The sequence below is a fragment of the Brevibacillus massiliensis genome (assembly GCF_000311785.1).
Classification (GTDB): Bacteria; Bacillota; Bacilli; order Brevibacillales; family Brevibacillaceae; genus Brevibacillus_C; species Brevibacillus_C massiliensis.
This window is the reverse complement of sequence record NZ_HE978544.1, coordinates 142,793-162,865: the sequence shown is the minus strand read 5'-3', so window position 1 is coordinate 162,865 and position 20,073 is coordinate 142,793. Positions and strand designations below refer to the sequence as shown.

Sequence of the window (20,073 nt, the reverse complement as noted above, 5' to 3'; positions counted from 1 at the left end):
ATTGGCTGTTTCTGCGGCAGGAGGAATCAATGGAGCCAAGAATTGTCATGAATCTTCCTTTTCCAAAAGCGCCTGATATCGTCTTGAAAGTAGAGCGGGAGCTGGGCATTCCCATCAAAGTGGTTCACGGTGTGCTGGAGAAGGCTGTCGAAAGCGTGACGATTCTGGTGGAAGCGGGGGAAGTTGACGCGGTGATCAGCAGGGGCATTACCTATCGAATGCTCCGACAGAAGCTGCAGATTCCCGTCATCAGTTCGCACATGACCGACCTTGATGTGTTAAAAGCACTGTATATCGCCCGGCAAATGGGTGAGCGGATAGCCGTACTGGGGTACGAGCACAAAGAGTTTAGCTATGAGTTTAACGATTTGACGGACATGATCGGCACAAACGTCAGCCAATACTACTTCGAGGATCTGGACGGCTTCATCGAGTCCGCCAAAAGAGCCAAAGCCGACGGGATCGAGGTAGTTGTAGTCGGGGCGGCCTATGCGGTCGCTTTGGCACAGCAGTACGGATTAAAAGCGGTGCTGGTAGAGATGAGTGTTCGCAGCATTGCGCAGTCGGTGTATCGGGCCATAGATGCGATAGCGATGCGCAGGCAGGACGCGGAGCACCTGGAAAAATTGCGGACGATCTTTAACAGCGTTTCCGAGGGGTTGATGATTACCGACCCGCAAGGCACCGTAACATTGTGCAACCGGAAGATCGAAAAGCTGCTCCAGATGCCAAGCAGCCAGATCATCGGACGCTCGCTGCCCGAACTGGGGATTCTCCCCTCCGGCGGGGAGGAGGAGTATCAGCAGTCGGGTGACGGAGAACTGACAAATCAGGTCGTCATTAACAAAGGAACCGAACTGAAGGTGTACACCGAACACATTGCCGTCAGAACGGAACGGATTGGTACCGTCGTGACAGTGAATGACATCCAACGCATACAACATATGGAACGGGAGATCCGTAAAGACTTGAACAAAAAAGGATTAGTCTCAAAATTTTCACTGGATGATTTGGTCGTAGAAGATTCCGGGATGAAGCAGGTTGTCGAACTGGCGAGGAAGTACGGGGCGATGGATTCGACTGTCTTAATCTACGGGGAGAGCGGTACAGGAAAAGAGATTTTGGCCCAGAGCATGCATCAGGCTAACGCAAGGCGCAGCAAGGGACCGTTTGTCGCCGTCAACTGCTCCGCACTTCCGGAACAACTGCTGGAAAGCGAATTGTTCGGCTATACCGATGGCGCTTTTACCGGTGCCAGAAAAGGCGGCCGTTCCGGGGTGTTCGAACAAGCCCACAACGGAACGATCTTTTTGGATGAGATCGGAAGCATTTCACCGCACTTGCAGATGCGCCTCCTCCGTGTCTTGCAGGAGAAGGAGGTCATGCGCGTTGGTGGGGACCGGGTGATTCCGATTGACGTGCGAATTGTTGCGGCAACGAACGTTGAACTGGAAGTCGAAATGAAAGCCGGCCGGTTTCGCCCCGACCTTTTCTACCGGCTTAATGTGCTGCCCCTGAGATTGCCGCCGCTGCGGAAGCGATTGGATGACATTCCCGCGTTGATCGTTCATCTCGTAAAAAAGCACGAGGGTTTGACAGGTTTAACCGCGAAACCGTTCCCGGCGGATTTAATCGATTGGTGTCTGCGATATCATTGGCCGGGGAATGTTCGAGAACTGGAAAACATGGTTGAGAGGTGGGTCATCCTCACTGGTACAGGCGGGGAGGAAACGGAGACGATGCAGCAAATTCTCGATTCCATGACTTCACATGCGGCGCTGTTGTCGGCGGAGAGTCCGGCAGACGATCGAATCATGGTCGTCCCCGGCAGTCTGAAGGAGATGACACAACAGTTGGTCGAGGCATTAGCCTGCAGGTACTCGAATCGCACTGAACTGGCAAAGCGGCTGGGTGTGAGCCGCACGACACTGTGGCGGCTGTGCAGGGGAGAATTATAAAAGATAGATGGCGGACGCGGAACGTTCAGCTCTTCCTACAAACAAGGAGAGCTGGACGTTTTTTCGTGCTTTTTCATTCGTTTTATTTCGAAACAGTGGAAACAATTATTGTTTCAAATTTGAAACAATACGTTACATTCGCACTCTGCATTTGCGCCATTATGAATGTTCTGACAGTTGGCATTGATTTTGCAGCTTGCATTGTACGAGCAGGCAACAGCACATCAACGACAAGGAGGCGAACACTGTTTGAACGATCTGACCAAGCTTCATGCCCGTAATGTAACGATTACGTACCCGCTAAAGGATGGAAAGGAGGTAACCGCTGTTTCCGACCTCTCCTTGAAAGTGAGAGAAGGGGAGTTCGTCTGCATCGTCGGGCCAAGCGGCTGCGGGAAATCGACGCTGCTTGGCGCAATCGCCGGGTTTCAGCCGATCAAACACGGAGAAATCCTGTTGAATGGCCGGGCGATCAAAGGCCCGGGCCGGGATCGAGGGGTCGTTTTTCAGCAAGCCTCGCTGTTTCCCTGGCGAACGACGTTGGACAACATCATCTATGGATTGGAACTGGCAGGGGTCGACAAGAAAAAACGGAGGGAACGGGGGGAAGAACTGCTTCATTTAGTCGGTTTGGATGGATTCTCTTCCCATTATCCATACCAGCTGTCCGGAGGAATGCAGCAGCGTGTCAATTTGGCCAGAGCACTGGCGATTGAACCAAGCCTGATGCTGTTAGATGAGCCGTTTGGGGCATTGGACGCCCAGACGCGGGAGTACATGCAGGTGGAGCTGCTGCGGATTTGGGCGGCCACCAGTCAGACGGTTATTCTGGTAACCCACGATATCGGGGAGGCCGTTTACCTGGCTGACCGGGTCGTGGTGATGAGCGCCAGGCCGGGACGGATTTGTGAAACGACCGAGATTCGGCTTCCCCGTCCGCGCCCGCTGGAGATAAAGCGAAGCAGTGAATTTCAAGCATATGAAGCACATATTTGGATGTTCATCGCACATGACAGCGAAGAATTAAGGGAGGCAAACTGATGGCTCGCACACGGCTTTCTTTTGACCATACCGGGTGGGCAGCAAGGAATATCGGATCGATTGCCGTGGTTTCCTTTTTGGCAATCTGGGAGATTTTGTACCGTATCGGCCTGATCAACCCGATCTTTCTCAGTTCTCCGCTTAAGATCGTCCAGGTCTGCATCACGCTGTTCCAGAACGGAGTCCTGACGGAGCACCTGTTGTTTACGCTTGGCCATTTTACCGTCGGCTTCGGATTGGCGGCTGTGAGTGCGGTGGTTCTCGGGTTGGTGTTTGGCTGGTACCGTCCGCTGGGAGCGGCATTTGATCCTTTCCTGACGGCGATGCTCGGCACGCCGCGGATCGTCTTGCTTCCGCTGATCACGTTGTGGGTTGGAGTTGGCTTCGCGAGCAAAGTGTTGATCGTGTTTCTCGCCTCCTTTTTCCCGATCATTTTGAACACCATCATCGGCGTGCATTCCCTTGACCGCAATCTGCTGCGAGTGGCCGGGGCGTTCGGGGCGACACCGCTGCAGACGTTTCGCACCGTCGCGCTGCCAGGGGCCCTGCCTTATATCGTATCCGGACTGCGAATCGGGATGGGCCAGGCTTTAGTCGGGGTCGTAGCTGCGGAGATGTTCGTCTCGACCGGCGGCGTCGGTTATTTTGTCGCTCAGTCGTCGGCCAATTTTAATATCGATCGCGTGTTTGTGGGAATCGTCGTCATCGTCCTGATGGGGCTGATGATTACCGGAGCAATCAAATGGGGAGAAAACCGCCTGGCAAAATGGCGCAGTGAATAAAAGACGTAAAACCGTGAACGAGGAGGAAGTACAATGAATAAACCAAATTTTACCGAACCGCCTTTAATCGAAAAGTATCCGCCGCGCTGCCCCCCATACGTAACGGTGAACAGTGTGGAGCAGTTAATGCCGTATCTTGAAGAAGTGGCCAAGCGGCCCTACAGCCAGGGGTTGCACGCGGCCTGGGATCTGCAGCCCGGCGAGCGCGTACTGCTTCGTGTCGATAACTGGCATGATCCGATGGTCATCGAAGCGTGCAAGCGAATTCTGGAGAAGTACAACACCAAGTACGAGATTTTGATGGCGGATAAAGGCCCGATTCCTTCCTGGGAGGGGCATAACGAGGTAGAGTACTACCTGGCACGTACCAAAGAACTGGCGGAGTGGATGGATGAATGGGAGCGAATCGAACAGGAAGGCAAGTACGACAAACTCCTCTGGGGATACGGCGGTCCCGTTTTGTGCGACGCCAAGATCAAAATACAGCGGATGCCGTTCATTACGCCGGAGCTGTTGGCCTCGCCAGCCCATACGATACCGTACGAAGTGATTGACGCCATCGACAAGTGGACCTGGAAGCGGATTCGCCATGCCCGCCGCATTCGCATCGTCGACCCCGAGGGCACCGATCTGACGTATACCAACCACGACGACTACTACGATCGAAACCGTGAGTTCTTCAACGAAGAGCTCGTCGAGAAATTCTGGACGCACAATAAAAACTTCGGCAGAACGTATCTGCCCGGGCATGTGCTCGGCCGTCCGTGGATGTACATTCCCAAAGAAGACGGACACGGCGTGATTGCCGGGACGATGAATCACATCGGCCCGGTGCCGTGGATTCAACTGAAGGTGGAAAACAGCAAGATCACGGAGATTCACGAAGGCGGCTTGTTCGGAGACAAACTCCGAAAATTGATGGACGAAACCAACCACTTAGAATATCCGGGGTTCCCGGGGAAAGGGCTGCTCTACTGGTGGGAGGCCTCCATCGGGACAAATCCGCACATTCACCGGCCGCGGAAGGACTTTCTGAAGGGATGGCTGAGCTGTCTGTACGAACGGATGCGCAGCGGTTGTATCCACATAGGTTTTGGAACGGTGATCTCCAGCAGTCTGGAGCGGCAAGCAGCAAAAATGGGGCTCCCGGTGGGCCATTGGCATATCCACTTGTATTTTGCCACGGTGACTTGCGAGATGATCGGCGGCGGCACAGAAAAGCTGATCGAAGACGGGCGGCTCTTGGCACTGGACGATCCGGACATTCGCAAGATTGCCGCGAAGTACGGCGACCCTGATCTGCTGCTGACAGAATCGTGGATTCCGGCAGTTCCGGGGATTAACGTGGAAGGGGACTATTGGCAGCATTACGCCAACGACCCGACCGATTGGACCCTGACTGAATTGAACATCTGCCAAAAGTGGCATCATCTGTTCATGAAAATGGTCGGGGCAGACCCCAAGTACTGCAAACACAGTCACTGGGAGATGGGGAACGTCCGAAGCTGCTGCGGCCACCACCACGGCTGAGATACGGAAAAAGGAACCAGAATGGGGGATACCTGCATGAGACGAGCTGGACCAGGCGTGTTTTTCCTGATCGCAATGTTGTTGATTTTAACGGGCTGCGGATCACCTGAGCCTGTACAAACCGGACATTCCCATCAACCAACACCGAGCACTCCGGCCGCGGCGAATAGCGGCCAAGCGGAGGAAGACGAGAAGGCCCCCAAGCCTGTCAGCCCTGCCGTATCGATTAAAATCGGCTACCCGACCCAAGGTGCGTCCATGCTGCCGCTGTGGGTTGCCAAGGATGCCGGCTTGCTGGAGAAGTACGGGCTTCAGGCCGAAGTGATCTACGTCGCTGGAACGCCCCGCCTGCAGGAGGCGATCACCAGCAATGGAATTCAGGCGGGACTGGTCGGCGTGGACGCAGTAGGCAAATCGAAGGCTGCAGGTCACGATTCCGTCATCCTCGCGGCGGTAGCCGACCGGCCGGCAGTTTACGTCTACGCGCAAAAGGACGTAAATCCGTCGGATGTAAAGGCAAGCCTGCAGGGAAAAACGATGATTACGGCAGCGGAAGGTTCGCTGTACGACCACCTGGCACAGTCATTTGTCGCCGGGCAGGGTTTAACGGTCGGCAGAGACGTCAAACTGCTCTACATGGGCGGCGAAGGCGACCGAACCGCCGCCTTTTTAAAGGGGGAGGGGGCATTCTACGTCGTCGCACCGCCTACCTCGTTTAAGATGGATGAAATGGGTTACCAAAAGGTTTACGACTTCTCCAATACCGAGGTGCTGCTTGCAGGAATCGGGATGACGCGCGAGTATTACGGGCAGCATCCGGAAGTGGCCAAAGCCATTGTAGCAGCGCTCATCGAGGCGAATGCACTGATTGCGAAGGACCGGGACTTGGCTGTCAAATCGATTATGAAATGGACCGGAATTGACGATGAGGACATGGCTGTAAAGACATATGAAGTCAATCTTCCGACGTTTCCCAAGAAACCGCTCGTGTCTGACGCTTCTGTACAGTTCTTTTTACACAACTCGACAAGTGAAGAAGTGAAGCGGATGAAACCAGCAGATCTCGTCGACAACAGCATCGTGGAGGAACTTGACGAGACAGGGTGGATTGACAGCCTGTACTAATCGGCTGGCTACCCATGATAATGGAGGAGGGGTTGGCTTGATCGCCGCGAATATCGCCATCGTTCTGTTCATCACAGCTTGTTATGTGATCTGCATGTACAAGCGTCGGGCACAGCTTTCAGGCATGGAGGGAATGGTTGCCACCATGGCCGTCGCTGCCGCCTCCAGTACAGCCTTGGGGCTTACACTGTCCATCGTCTGTCTACATGATTTGACACTGGCTACGGTCATCGCCGTCACGGCCGGGATGGCGGCGGGATTTCTCCTGGGAAAACCGGTCGGGTTGCTCGCAGCTATCGAGGGAATGGCATCCGGAATGATGGGCGGTCTGATGGGACCGATGCTCGGTGTCATGCTGGAGGTCCCCATTTTGCTGATCGGTTTTATGGATGCTGTCCTCGTCCTTACCGTGGCGGCCGTACAGGGGCTGCTGTACAGAAACGGAGATGTGGTACAGTCTTCAAACATGAAAGTGTAATGTAAAAGGCCTAAACAAAACAAAAACGACCGTCCGCCGTAGGAGCCGGACGGTCGTTTCGCTTGTTCTACTCTTTTGGCTTGTACCCCAGTTTAGCGGAGATACGCGCCCCGTATGCGAGCACTTTTTCGATTAGAAAGTTCTCTCTTTCCTCTGTCACATTGAACTTGACATAGCCGATGCTGATGGCTCCCAACAGTTCATTCAGCTGATTAAAGACAGGTGCGGCCACTGACGAGGTGCCTTTTGTCTTCTCCCCGTGGCTGATTCCGTACCCCGCCTTTTTCACATCGCGCAGCATCTGGATAAAGTTCTCCGTCTCCTCTTTTTTCAGCAGCGAGTTCACGATTTTCAAGGCATCATCATGCGGCATATGTGCCAGCATGACTTTATTTGCGGCCCCGATGGTCATCGGGATCCGGATTCCCAATTGGTCGTACACGCGAATCGAATTTGTCGGGCAGTCGATTCGTTCGACGATTAACGATTCCAATCCGATCGGTTTGCTGAAGTAGACGCTTTCTTCAACCTCAAGCATCAACTTCTCCATTTCCGGACGAACCAGACTGACAAAATCGATCGTATCGTACATCTGCAAACCGTATTCAAGCCAGGTATTCCCCAATGAATAGAGTTTGGTATCCGGATCTTGCTGGATCAGCCCGTGTTTCTTCATCGATTGCAGCAGACGATGCAGCGTGCTTGCGGGCAAATCGCACTCTTTGGATAGCTCCGTAATGGAAAACCACTTTTTTGTCTCGTTTCCGGCAAGGATTGCTGTTACCTGCATGGCCCGATCAATCGTTTGCATATATTCATCCCCTATTCAAGTTTCCCTAGCAATACTATAACTGAAATTATGGTTCCATTTAAATGGTTCTGTGAATTAAGAATATATTGACACTGGAAGGCAACTGCTATAAGATCAACGTAGAAAATTCCTGTCAAAGGAATCCCGTTCCGATATGTGAAAAATAAGGGGGCGCAGACTTGAATTACTGTCAGTCGATGTACAAAAAGCTTCACACCGTCATCGTAAAACATCCCAAGGAAGCTTTTGTCAGTCAAGAGCATCTCAGCAAAGAGTGGAAAACATTCAACTTTATCGAAGAACCCGATTTTGTCGAAGCGTTGAATGAATACGAGCAGTTTCTCGACATCTTAAGGAAGCATGTGGAGCGCATTGAATTTTTGCCCGCTTCAGAAGGTGTCGGACTGGATTCCATCTATGCCCATGACCCTGTCAAGTTTACTCCGAAGGGGGCGATACTTTTACGATCGGGGAAAACGCTGCGTCAGCCCGAAGCTGCTGCCTTTAAACGGTTTTTGCAGGAGAAAAACATTCCCATCGTAGGAGAGCTGACCGGCAGTGCTGTCGCGGACGGGGGAGACCTGGTCTGGCTGGACGATCGGACGCTTGCTGTCGGCCGCGGCTATCGAACGAATGATGAAGCGATTCGGCAAATCAAGGAAATGACCAAGGATGTGGTGGATGAATGTATCGTTGTCCCGCTTCCGCATGATCAGGGGGAAGCCGAATGCCTCCATCTCATGTCGTTCATCAGTCTCGTCGATTCCGACCTGGCCGTCGTCTATTCGAGGTTGATGCCGGTCTTTTTCAGGCAGTACCTGATCGAGCGGGGAATTCAACTGATCGAAGTGCCTGAAGCCGAATACCAGAATCTCGGCTGCAATGTTCTCGCGCTGGCGCCCCGGGTTTGCGTGATGCTTTCTGAAAACCCTTACACCAAGCAGCGATTAATCGAGGCGGGGGCGACGGTGTACGAATACAAAGGGCGTGAAATATCTTACTTGGGAACAGGCGGACCGACTTGTCTGACCTGTCCGGTTATCCGCACATAAGCCGAATATCACGAGGAGGGATTCGCATGTTTATGTTTACAAAGACGATTGTCAAAACACCCGGAGAAAGCTATATCCATGGGCTGACCACGGCAAATCTCGGAACGCCCATATATGAAAAAGCGCTGCAGCAGCATCAAGCTTACAGGGAAGCCCTGAAAACCTGCGGGGTGGAAGTGATCGTCCTTCCGCCAAGCCCGGAGTTCCCGGACTCCACGTTTGTAGAGGATACGGCGGTGCTCACTCCCGAATTCGCTGTCATCTCGAATCCCGGCGCTCCTTCCCGTAATGGAGAAATCAGGGAAATGGAGCCAGTGCTCAAAACCCATTACGAAAAAATGTACCATATTACATCTCCCGGCACCCTTGACGGCGGAGACGTGCTGCAAATAGACCGCCATTTCTATATTGGCTTGTCCGATCGAACGAACCTGGAGGGGGCCGAGCAATTAAAAGAGATTTTGCAGTCTGAAAACTACCAGGCGACGATTGTTCCGTTGGAAAAATTCTTTCACTTAAAAACGGGCATCTCTTATTTGGGCAACCAAGTCATTGTCGTGGCGGGCGAATTCGTTGAGCATCCGGATTTTCGCGAATATACGAAAATCATTGTTCCGCCTGAAGAAGAGTACGCGGCGAATTGCATCCGTGTGAATGATTACGTCATCATTCCGGCTGGCTATCCCCAAACGAAACAAAAGATAAACGAAGCGGGTTATCAGACGATTGAACTGGAGATGTCTGAATTCCGCAAATTGGACGGCGGCTTGAGCTGCTTGTCGCTGCGGTTTTAAGTTGGAACTTGTCCCGGCCATCCTAAGAGAGGTGTGAGAACCATGACCGATCAGGACCTGCAGCAAAATCAGTTGAAGCGCTCGATGAAGAGCCGCCACTTGTTTATGTTGTCCCTCGGGGGAGTAATTGGTACAGGATTGTTTTTAAACGCCGGCTATACCATTCACGAAGCGGGAGCGGGCGGAGCCTTGCTCAGTTATTTGTTCGGCGGATTGATTCTCTATTTGGTCATGGTGTGCTTGGGGGAACTCGCTGTCTACATGCCCGTTACCGGCTCGTTTCAGACGTACGCCAGCAAATTCATCAGTCCTTCCGCCGGTTTTTCATTGGGCTGGATGTATTTCGTCGGGTCGGCTACAACGGCCGGAGTGGAATTTACAGCCGCAGGCATACTGATGCAGCGATGGTTTCCGGGCATCTCGATTTGGCTTTGGTGCGCGATTTTTATCGTTATCCTGTTTGTGATCAACGCCCTGACCACAAGGGGCTTCGCGGAGGCAGAGTACTGGTTTGCCGGGATCAAAGTGCTGGCCGTCATGCTCTTTATCATCATCGGTTTTGGCGCTATTTTCGGCATGATTCCCCTGGCCGACCGCCCGGCTCCATTTCTGGCAAATCTGGCGCCGGCCGGCCTGTTTCCGGCGGGGTTTGTCATCCTCTTCGTCACGATGATGAATGTGATCTTCTCCTACCAAGGGTCGGAACTGATCGGAATTGCTGCCGGAGAGAGCGAAAATCCGCAAAAGAACATTCCCCGTGCAATCCGGAACGTGCTGTTTCGAATCATCGTGTTTTACGTCGCGTCGATCGTCATTTTGGCTGCCATTTTCCCATCGGCTGAACTGGGATTGTTGGAGAGCCCATTTGTGACTCTCATGGATCTGGCGGGCATTCCGTTTGCGCCGGACATCATGAACTTCGTGATCCTGACCGCCATTTTATCCGTGGGGAATTCCTGCATTTACGCGTCAACCCGCCTGCTGTGGGCGATGGCGGGCGAGGGAATGGCGCCAAAGCTGTTTGGCAGACTGTCAAAGCGGAAGGTTCCGTTTTCCGCGCTGGCGTTTACGATCTGTTTTTCCCTGCTATCGCTGCTGACCAGTGTAATCGCAGCCGACACGGTATTCGTTTTGTTGATGTCAATTGCCGGGATTTCTGTTACGATTTCATGGATTGGCATCGCTTTTTCGCAGCTGATGTTTCGGCGCAAATACGTGCGGGCAGGGGGGAGAGTAGAAGATCTGCAGTACAAAGTGCCGTTTTATCCGCTCATTCCCATTGTTTGTATCGTCTTTTGCGTATCCATCCTGATATTTTTAGCATTTGATCCGACGCAAATCGTCAGTTTGCTGATCGGCATCGGATTTTTACTAGCGTGTTTCCTGTATTACCACTTTAAACATGCGAAAAAGCAGAAAGACATCACAAGTATGGACGCTGATCCATTATAAGTTGAAGGGGATATGGAGTCATGACACAGCTCAGATGGGGAACGCCAGAAGCGCGGCGCAGGTTATTGTGTGAAGCGGTAAGCTGGAAAAGCATGACGCTGACAGAGGGAGAGCGCGACTTTCCGCTAAAAGTGCAGGCAAAACTTCAGGAATTGGCGTATTTTCAGCAACATCCCGATTGCCTGAAGCTTCACGACGCCGATCTTGGCAGGCGTTTTTTAACGGCTTTATACAAGCATTCCGACACCGCCAAAACCATCGTGCTCATCAGTCATTTTGATACGGTGAATACAGAAGAGTATGGAGATCTCGAACCTTTTGCTTACCAGCCGGAGGAATTGACCCGGCTGCTATACGGAAGGATCGATGATCTGCCGGAAGAGGCCCGGCATGACCTGGCGTCTGGTCAGTATTTGTTCGGCCGGGGCACGATGGATATGAAAATGGGACTCGTGATGCACATGGGGCTGATTGAAAAGGCGTCTGTCGAACGATGGCCGATTAATCTCCTCTTGCTGACCGTGCCGGATGAGGAAGTCAATTCGGCCGGCATGCGAGCTGCCGTCACCACCTTATTGGAGTTGAAGGAAGAGCACGAACTTGACTATCAGCTCTTCTTAAACGGGGAGCCGGTGTTTCCGCAAGGACCGGGAGACCACAATTATTACGTCTATTCAGGGACCATCGGCAAAATCATGCCGTCTGCCCTGTTTTACGGGAAAGAGACGCATGTCGGCGAACCGCTCAGCGGGATCACCGCCAATTACATCGCCTCGTTTTTGACCCAGCGCATGGAGTGGAACAAACGTTTCCGGGAAACGGTAATGGGCGAGACGACACCGCTTCCGGTCACCCTGCAGCAAAAAGATTTAAAAATGGAGTACTCGGTTCAAACACCGTATCGCGCCGCAAGCCTCTACAATGTGTTCGTGCTGAAGCGAACCGCTGCGGAAGTCATGGATATATTCGAAATGGTAGCGAAAGAAGCGGCCCAAGCTTGCAATGAAGCATACAGGGCAATTTGCCAAGAGCAGCGTATTGAACCTGTAGGAGAAGTGCGTGTCTTGCGTTACGAAGATCTGCTTGCACATGCTGTCAAAAAATTAGGGACAGTTTCCGTCGAAGCGATCAAAGCAAACATTCTGGCAAACGGAGAATGGGACGACCGCGAAAAATCGCTTCGCATTGCAGATACCCTGATGATTCAGTGCCAGGAGCTGGCGCCGGCGATGGTCTTGCTGTTCGCGCCGCCTTATTATCCGGCGGTTCATTCCTCCGACGATGAACTCGTCGTCAGGTGTATCAAATACCTGAAGGAGCAGGGGCTGAAAAAATTTGCTTTGCCTGTTCATCAGATCCACTTCTTCAACGGCATCTGCGACCTCAGCTATGTCAATTATCAGGACGAAACGGAAGGCTGGACCGCTTTCGTGACCAACACACCGGTCTGGGGAGACAGCTACAGCATCCCGTTCGAAGCGATGAAACAGCTTCAAGCGCCGGTCCTGAATGTCGGGCCATTTGGGAAGGATGCCCACAAGCGGACGGAACGGCTTCACGTCAAAAGCGCTTTTGAAGAAGTGCCGGAGCTGGTTGAAGGCATGATTAAAATGATGGTCGGTGAAAAAATCGAGACAAGCTAATCGTTGGTCGAAAAAACCTCCACATCATGGAACTGTACGATGTGGAGGTTTACCGATCCAAGCGGGTTATTTTTCAGGCAGAATCGGAACTTCCCATTTGACATCGCGATTTACCTTCGTGATGCTGTCAAAGGAAAGCGTCAGCTCTTTCGGCTGTTTTTCCAGATTACGAATAAATATCCAGGAGTGGAAGCTGATCGTGCCATCCGGATTTTTTACACGCTTGGTAGTGGCATCGTAATTCAACTCGTTTCCGCTGGCATCCTTGATCTTCAACCTGGGAATTTCAACTCTGTCTTTGGCGAATGTCCCTTCGAATTCCAGGATCGCGAGCTTGTCGGTAAGAATCGCGTCTCCGAATTGTTCTTTGTTCGTGTCTGTTTTCAGGCGGAAGCTTTTGATGGTAATGGAACTTCCATTGATTTTCTCCGTAATCGGTCGGCGCGACAGTGTGCCGGGATCAAAGGAGCGGGAGAAAAATACCGGCTCTTGCGAATAGATTCCGAGCAATTGGAACTTCAGATTTTTCTGTTCGGCTATGGGCGTGAAGGCGTGGGCCTGACTTATCTTGCCTCCCAGCTTGCCCTCCGCTTCTTGCAAATCCTGATTGGGCAGCCTGTTCTTATCATCGTTGAAATCCGGATCGAACTCGTCATCGTAAGCAGCGACCACCTGTCCCTGTCCGTCCAGAAGATGATAATGCAAGCCGTAACTGGCAATCGTATGGCCCAAGTATTTTGAAACTGGCTGCGGCTTTGCCGTTACTTCATCCCCCTGCTTCTCGGAAGCTTGCTGCTTGGCCATTGCCTCTTCCAGCTGTTTGATGCGGTCAGCGGTCAGACTGGTTTCCAACTGCAGCCGAGTGACGCTGGGCAGGAATTGGATATGCTGCAGGGACAGGTTGATACCCTCCGGTGACGTGTACTGCTGGTTGATCTCCGTTGTTTTCACCGCCAGCTGTCCTTTTTCCAGGTCAACCGGAATCGTTAATTCCCACTTGCCCTTTGTCGAGTCGATCTCTCTGATGTCAACGTGAATGTTGAGCTGTTTCGGTTCGTTGCCCTGTAAAGTAAATTCAAAAACCCCGTTATAGGGCTGCCAGCCATGCAGACTGCTGACTACCTGACCCGAGGTGTCCTGAATCGTGCAGACGTCGCTAAACCCTGTAGCTCCCTTGATATCCTTCGCCTCAAAGTCATCGCCGTTTTTATTCAGCGCATACTTGATGTACACACGCGACGGGTCGGCAAACACCTCCGTTATGTTCAAGGTGATTCCCTGATCTGTGACACTCTGATCGATCGCGCTGGCGTAGCCATTCGCGGCAGCTTGCCGGACTCCCTCATCGACCGTGTCACTGCTGCCAAAGAATATTTGTTTCACGTAGTCAGGCACATGCTTGACGTATGCCGCAAAAGTCGGAGAGACAAACGCTCCCAGCGATACGGCCAGAACAAACCCCGCTGCGGTAAAGGTTATTTTTTTCATCCAATCTTTCCCCTTTGTTTTTGGTTGATGGCTCATCGGCAGGCTCGCTCGCTGTTCCGGATATGGTCCTTGTTCGGGAAGTGGAGAGAGCAGGGCTGCCATCACTTCGTCCGTAAAGGATTCCGGCACACTTACTCGCATGACGACCTGGTCAAACGTCTGGAGGTCAGCAGCATACTGCTTCAGCAAACGTTGGCAGTGACCGCACTGGGCGAGGTGCTGCTCCAGCTGTTCCCTTTCTCCACCGGCCATCTCTTCATCCAGGAATCTCATCATATCTTCAGAAGTCATACACTTCACATGCGCTCCCTCCCTTTACCTCTGTTGCCATGCGTTCGCGCAATTTCTGCCGCGCCCGGAACAAGCGAACCTGCACCGTATTGGTGGAGATATCCAAAATTTCTGCTATTTCCTGATAAGATAACTGCTGCGTATGGCGCAACAGAAAAATAATGCGATAATTTTCCGGCAGCTTTTCGATATGCTCCTCCAACCGATCTCTTTGCTCTTTTTTCAGGTATATCGACTCTGGAGTTGTTTCCGTTCGCGCATTGACACTGTCCAGGGGTACGGTTGCGCTTTGTTTTTTCTTGCGCAGCTCGTCGATACAGTGATTGGTGGCAATCCGGTACAGCCAGGCAGAGAACTTCTTTTCGCCGGAATACTGCGGCAAACGATAGAAGGCTTTGATAAAAACCTCTTGGGCCAAATCCTGGGCATCTTGCGGATGACCGGACATACGATACATCAAAGCAAAAATTTTTTGTTTATATCTGGCAATGATCTGGCTGTATGCCTGGGTGTCACCGGTCAGCACCCTTCGTACCAGATCCTTGTCGTCATCCATTTTTTCTCCTCCCATCTCCAAAGGCACTGCGCAGTTTTATGCCCCTTTTCCCTTTCACGTTAAGTAAGACGGAAGGAACCGATAAAACTTACAGGACTTGTTATGAGAATCTCCCGGCTCGAAATAAGAATAAAAAGCTGATTCGTATGGGCGGATCAGCTTTTTATACTGCTCACTCGATAAGGAAACCGAAATAAACTCCAAAAACTTGCGAACGGCGATATAGTTCAAGGAGTCCTCTTAGTAAACAAACAAATACGGAACGATAAATCCGATGACGGCAATCTTGATCGTGGTGACCCCGGTTCATCGGAGAAGACCCTGCGATGACGGCTCCTGCATAGGAGGCGAGCGCCACCGGAGGAGTGATGTCGGCAAACACGCCAAAGAACAGGATGAACATGTGGGCGGCGATCAGAGGCACGCCCAGATTTTCCAGGGCCGGAGCCGTCAGAACGGACAACAACTTTGGACAGCCCCAATCCCGGACTGAACCATCTCCTCTTTTTTCTTTTTGATTTTCGCAAACATGTAGGGAGGAATCTGCGCAACTCGGTTTGATCTGAACATGATTATCACCTCACTCAAATAGTCAGCCGGCAAGCGAAAGTGTATTCCGTCTAGATGAAAAATTATGTACATCGGAAATTTTCAGTAATATATGGGTAAAAAAAGAGAGGCGAAACGCTTCTCTCTATGTTTTTGTCCGCGACTCCTTCAGCTTTTTTCTCGCTTGCAGCGTATTTAACTTGTGCGTGCGAGCATATTGCTCGATTTCCGAGAACGGCCGCTTTTCTTCCAGTAAAGAAATGATCACTTCGTGCTCTTGGATCGATTCTTTTGCCCTGCTCGGGATGAACATCGAACCTGTCCGTCTGATGGTATCCAATCTGGACCAAAGGTTCCGGATGTGATCCGTCAATAATTTATTGGGGCAAAATTCGTAGGTGAAGAAGTGAAAATCCTTGTTCAGTTCTCCAAAACGGACAAAATCAAAATCCTCCAAAGCTCCTTTCATCTGTTGATTGATGTTTCGCAGATCGTCAATCTTGTCCGCGGGAAAGGACAGCGAGCTCAAGGCTATGGCATACCCCTCCAACAGACTGAGCAGTTCCATCGTCTCGAAGTATTCCTGTTCGTTGATCAAAGCTACGATCGCGCCGCTGTTGTGTTTTGTCGTGACCAATCCGTCTGACTCCAGCTGCCGGATCGCTTCGCGGACAGGGATGGGACTCATGGAAAGCTCCCTGGCTATTTGGTCTACTACAAGTCTTTGCCCCGGAGGATATTTACCCTCGACAATACGGGAGTATATCACCTGATAGGCAAGGGCCTGTTTGCTGGTACTTTGTTTTTTCTCTGTCATGAGGAGATTGTATATAAAATCATATATGATTTAAACATTTTTCTTATATGATTTTTTGTGGTATAATAAAATGACAATTTTCAAAATTTTTGGTACGGACGGGGTGTGCTTATGTTAGCGAGAGACTTTGTACTGGAGACGTTCCGCAAATACGGAGTAGAGTATTTGTTTGGCAATCCGGGAACGACGGAGCTGCCGCTGGTCGACGGCCTTGTCAACTATCCCGACATTCAATATGTGCTTTCTTTACATGAGGATATTTGTGTCGGTATGGCTGCAGGCTATGCGATGGCTACCGGCAAGCCCGGCGTGGTCAATCTGCATGTGGCGGCCGGTCTCGGGCACGGCTTTGGCAATCTGTACAATGCGTACCGGGCAGGGGTGCCGCTGATCGTGACCGCCGGCCAGCAGGACACCCGATTCGGCGTACAGGAGCCTGCGCTGTGGGGCGAAATGGTGGAGATGGTGAAGAGTTATACGAAATGGAGCTGGGAGGTGAAGAATGCCGCGGAGCTGCCCGTCGTGCTGCAGCGGGCCTTTAAAGTAGCCCTCACCGAACCGATGGGTCCCGTGTTTCTGTCCTTTCCATCCGATGTGATGTGGCAGGAATCGGCGGCCGATCCGATCCCTTTGACGAGGATCGCAACAGAAGTCCGCGGAGACCTGAAGGCCATCCAGGCGGCGGCGGCAGCCATCCGGTCAGCCGCCCACCCGATGATCGTGGCGGGCGACCGCATCGGCAGCACCGGGGCCGTCCCCGCCCTGGTCGAATTGGCTGAATTGACCGGGGCGATGGTGTACGCGGAACATCAGGTTTCCCGCTTGAATTTCCCTTATACCCATCCGCAATTTCAGGGGCGCTTTTTGCCTAACGGGCCGTTTATCCGGCAGGCGCTGGCAGAAGCTGATGTCGTCCTCTTTGCCGGCGTGATCAGCCAAGCGCCGCTGCTCTACTTCGACCAGCCTTTGGTGCAGAAGGAAGCGAAAGTCATCGCGATTGACAGCGGAGAGTGGGAGCTTGGCAAAAATATGTTTGTCGATATCCCGATTATCGCCAATCCGAAGACAGCCCTAGCGGAACTGTGCGAACTGATCGGCCAGCAGGCAACGGAGGAGGAGCGGAGGCATTTTGCCGCCCGCAAGGCCAAGGCCGTGGCAAAGCGGCAGGAAAAAGATGCGGCAAAACGAAAGGAACTGGAAGAGACGTACGACAGCATCCCGCTATCTCCGGCCAGAGTCATCCATGAGCTGAATCGCTGCCTGCCGAAAAATGCCTTTGTCGTCGACGAATCGGTCACGTCGGGAAAATACGTTCACAACTATCTCGATTTGCAGCAGCCAGACAGCCTGATTGCCCTAAAAGGAGGCGGACTGGGGTATGGCATGCCGGCTTCTCTCGGCGCCCAGCTCGGTCTGCCCGACCGGAGAGTCGTCAACATCATCGGGGACGGCTCCTCCCTGTATTACATTCAAGCTTTATGGAATGCCGCCAAATACAACCTGCCTGTCGTATTCGTGATCTTGAACAACCAGAGCTACATGATTTTAAAGGGCGGCATTCTCAACATCAATGGCGAATCAGCCAAACGGAGCCATTTTCCAGGGATGGACCTGACTCCGCCGATTGATTTTGCAAGTGTAGCCGAAGGGCTTGGCATTGCAGCCGCCAAGGTGACTTCGCCGGATGAGATTGCGCCGGCTTTCCAAAAAGCCTTTGGCGAACGGAAGCCGATCCTGCTGGATGTTCATATCGATCCGACGGTAAAAGTGTTCCTGCAGTAAAGCTGCTGCCTGCTTTGAGAAATCAAGCATGGAAATGTATAGATATAAATTGTCGCTGATATCAAACTAGTAGGACAATATGTAAAATCCTCCAAATGCCAGCCGTTTATGGCGGGTCGCAGATTCAGTTGATGAGGAAAAAGCCGCTGGGAGGCCAATCTCCCAGCGGCTTTGCTGCGTTTGCAGACGTAAAAAAAGAATAGAGCGAGAATTGGGGAAAGTCCCAACTGGTGAAGATTTATGATTGATTGCAGCAGGCCTGGTCTGTATAATTGCATATGTATTCATCAAAAATAGGACCTGTGGTTCGATAATAGGTACAAAGGAGGGTTCATATGAAAAACGAGGAACAGAAAAAGCATCCCAGAGTAATCGAGCCGGGCACACTGGTACTGACGATTGTGACGGCAGCCCTTGGGGCGGCCATCGGGATGCAATTGATTCTGACCCTGGGCATTACCGCCAATACGGCGATTATTGGCGTCCTGCTGGCCATGATCATTGCCAGAATACCGGTAACCTTGTTTCGGAAGTTTCGTTCCATCCATCGCCAAAATATGATTCAAACGTCCATCTCGTCAGCCACATTCGGAGCGGCCAACAGTCTGTTGATTCCGATCGGCATTCCGTTCATCTTCGGAAAACCGGAATTGATCCTGCCGATGCTGATCGGGGCTGCGCTGGCCATGTTCGTCGACGGATTTCTGTTGTACAAGCTGTTTGATTCGAAGGTTTTTCCCGCGTCGGGAACCTGGCCGGACGGTCGAGCCACCGCTGAATCGATCCTTGCCGGCGACCAGGGAGGGAAGCGGGCAGGATTGCTCGGAGTCGGGATCGCAGGCGGAGTCGTCGGTTCCATCCTGGGCATTCCGATGTCGGCATTCGGTGTTGCGTTTATCGGGAACATGTGGGCGCTTGCGATGTTTGGCATCGGTCTGTTGATCAAAGGGTATTCCGCAACGCTGTTTGGCGTCGATCTGAAGGACTCGTACATTCCACACGGACTGATGATCGGCGCAGGGCTGGTCGCATTCATTCAGGTATCGCTGGTGATTTTCAAGAAAAAAGGGAACAGTTCGGCAGAGCAGGCTTCTGTGACGAAAAATGAAAAAGACACCTCCCGCACACTGGTGCAAGGCCTCATTTTGTACATTATTATTGCAGTGGTTCTGGCAGTGATCAGCGGATTGATTACGCACATGTCGCTGGGAATGATCATCGGTTTTATTGTCTTTGCCGCTTTCGCCGCTTATCTGCACGAATTGATCGTCGGGATTTCCGCGATGCACTCCGGCTGGTTTCCCGCTTTTGCCGTCGCTTTGATCACGTTGATCATTGGGTTGTGTGATCGGTTTTCCCCCGGTCGCGTTGGCACTCGTGGTCGGATTTAGCGCTGCTACCGGACCGGCCTTTGCCGACATGGGCTACGATCTGAAAGCGGGCTACATCCTCCGTGGGAACGGGAAGGATCAGGCTTTTGAACAAGAAGGGCGGAGACAGCAATTGATCGCTGCGATGATCGCGTTCTCGGTGGCTGTCGTGGTGGTGCTTTTGACATACAAAAGTTATTTTGCGCAAAATCTCGTGCCGCCGGTCGATAAAGTCTCCGTTGCGACGATCGAAGCAGGAGTGGTCCGGCAACGTCGCCACGGAGCTGTTCCTCTGGGCGATTCCAGGCGCTTTGCTGCAACTGCTGGGCGGTTCCAAGCACCAATTGGGAATCCTTTTTGCAACCGGTATGCTGCTTGCCTATCCGGAAGCAGGGTGGGCTGTTCTGGCAGGTCTGCTGATTCGCGGTATCGTGTTGAAATGGAAAGGCACATCCGCAGAATCGTCGATGAGCATCTTGGCGGCGGGTTTCATCGCCGACGACGCCCTGTACAGCTTCTTTAGCTCCGTCTTCTCGCTGAAAAAATAACAGGAC

General features: G+C 52.2%; 16 protein-coding genes and 1 pseudogene. 12 read left to right on the top strand and 5 right to left on the bottom strand.

Annotation, left to right across the window (positions count from 1 at the left end; genetic code table 11):
* Positions 1-29: 29 nt before the first annotated feature.
* From HGBM_RS18835 to HGBM_RS27975, 6 genes are all read left to right on the top strand, one after another.
* The gene (locus HGBM_RS18835) at positions 30-1,958 is read left to right on the top strand and encodes a sigma 54-interacting transcriptional regulator (protein WP_019122637.1); all 1,929 of its coding nucleotides are present in this window, start codon (positions 30-32) and stop codon (positions 1,956-1,958) included.
* 249 nt (positions 1,959-2,207) lie between these two features.
* Positions 2,208-2,999, top strand: a complete 792-nt coding sequence (locus tag HGBM_RS18830; RefSeq protein WP_019122636.1) for an ABC transporter ATP-binding protein — start codon at positions 2,208-2,210, stop codon at positions 2,997-2,999.
* Positions 2,999-3,781: an ABC transporter permease gene (locus HGBM_RS18825; RefSeq protein ID WP_019122635.1), complete on the top strand. Its 783-nt coding sequence runs from the start codon at positions 2,999-3,001 to the stop codon at positions 3,779-3,781. Before HGBM_RS18830 ends, HGBM_RS18825 begins: the two co-directional genes overlap by 1 nt.
* Positions 3,782-3,814: 33 nt before the next feature.
* Entirely contained in the window at positions 3,815-5,311 is a 1,497-nt protein-coding gene (locus HGBM_RS18820; RefSeq protein WP_019122634.1) for a hypothetical protein, read from the top strand.
* A gap of 36 nt (positions 5,312-5,347) precedes the next feature.
* Positions 5,348-6,436, top strand: coding sequence for an ABC transporter substrate-binding protein (locus tag HGBM_RS18815; RefSeq protein ID WP_019122633.1), 1,089 nt, complete (start codon positions 5,348-5,350; stop codon positions 6,434-6,436).
* A gap of 37 nt (positions 6,437-6,473) precedes the next feature.
* A complete protein-coding gene (locus HGBM_RS27975) occupies positions 6,474-6,914 on the top strand; it encodes a hypothetical protein (protein WP_019122632.1) in 441 nt (146 codons plus the stop codon).
* Positions 6,915-6,981: 67 nt separating this feature from the next.
* Here the strand turns inward: HGBM_RS27975 and HGBM_RS18805 are convergent, their stop codons facing one another.
* Positions 6,982-7,725 (bottom strand): IclR family transcriptional regulator, encoded by a 744-nt coding sequence (locus HGBM_RS18805; RefSeq protein WP_019122631.1) that lies wholly within the window; start codon positions 7,723-7,725, stop codon positions 6,982-6,984.
* A 197-nt stretch (positions 7,726-7,922) separates the two neighbouring features.
* Here HGBM_RS18805 and HGBM_RS18800 point away from each other — a divergent pair, with 197 nt between their 5' ends.
* From HGBM_RS18800 to HGBM_RS18785, 4 genes are read left to right on the top strand one after another with little or no spacing between them, the layout of a single operon-like run.
* Entirely contained in the window at positions 7,923-8,777 is an 855-nt protein-coding gene (locus HGBM_RS18800; protein ID WP_035287528.1) for a dimethylarginine dimethylaminohydrolase family protein, read from the top strand.
* A gap of 32 nt (positions 8,778-8,809) precedes the next feature.
* Positions 8,810-9,571, top strand: coding sequence for a dimethylarginine dimethylaminohydrolase family protein (locus tag HGBM_RS18795; RefSeq protein ID WP_026074526.1), 762 nt, complete (start codon positions 8,810-8,812; stop codon positions 9,569-9,571).
* 42 nt (positions 9,572-9,613) lie between these two features.
* The gene (locus tag HGBM_RS18790; protein ID WP_019122628.1) at positions 9,614-11,023 is read left to right on the top strand and encodes an amino acid permease; all 1,410 of its coding nucleotides are present in this window, start codon (positions 9,614-9,616) and stop codon (positions 11,021-11,023) included.
* A gap of 20 nt (positions 11,024-11,043) precedes the next feature.
* A complete protein-coding gene (locus HGBM_RS18785; RefSeq protein WP_019122627.1) occupies positions 11,044-12,666 on the top strand; it encodes a M20/M25/M40 family metallo-hydrolase in 1,623 nt (540 codons plus the stop codon).
* Between the two features lie 66 nt (positions 12,667-12,732).
* Here the strand turns inward: HGBM_RS18785 and HGBM_RS18780 are convergent, their stop codons facing one another.
* The 4 genes from HGBM_RS18780 to HGBM_RS18760 all read right to left on the bottom strand — a co-directional run bounded on the left by HGBM_RS18780 (position 12,733) and on the right by HGBM_RS18760 (position 16,367).
* Positions 12,733-14,445 carry a DUF4179 domain-containing protein gene (locus tag HGBM_RS18780; protein ID WP_019122626.1) on the bottom strand — a complete coding sequence of 571 codons (1,713 nt, stop codon included), beginning with the start codon at positions 14,443-14,445 and terminating at the stop codon, positions 12,733-12,735.
* A complete protein-coding gene (locus HGBM_RS18775) occupies positions 14,435-15,001 on the bottom strand; it encodes an RNA polymerase sigma factor (RefSeq protein ID WP_019122625.1) in 567 nt (188 codons plus the stop codon). Before HGBM_RS18775 ends, HGBM_RS18780 begins: the two co-directional genes overlap by 11 nt.
* 172 nt (positions 15,002-15,173) lie before the next feature.
* A complete protein-coding gene (locus HGBM_RS18770) occupies positions 15,174-15,467 on the bottom strand; it encodes a TRAP transporter large permease subunit (protein ID WP_035287475.1) in 294 nt (97 codons plus the stop codon).
* A gap of 228 nt (positions 15,468-15,695) precedes the next feature.
* A complete protein-coding gene (locus HGBM_RS18760; protein ID WP_026074524.1) occupies positions 15,696-16,367 on the bottom strand; it encodes a GntR family transcriptional regulator in 672 nt (223 codons plus the stop codon).
* A 111-nt stretch (positions 16,368-16,478) separates the two neighbouring features.
* Here HGBM_RS18760 and HGBM_RS18755 point away from each other — a divergent pair, with 111 nt between their 5' ends.
* Together HGBM_RS18755 and HGBM_RS27970 are read left to right on the top strand one after the other, a co-directional pair.
* A complete protein-coding gene (locus HGBM_RS18755) occupies positions 16,479-18,149 on the top strand; it encodes a thiamine pyrophosphate-binding protein (protein WP_019122622.1) in 1,671 nt (556 codons plus the stop codon).
* Positions 18,150-18,484: 335 nt separating this feature from the next.
* Positions 18,485-20,067: pseudogene (locus HGBM_RS27970) on the top strand (OPT/YSL family transporter).
* Positions 20,068-20,073: the final 6 nt, after the last annotated feature.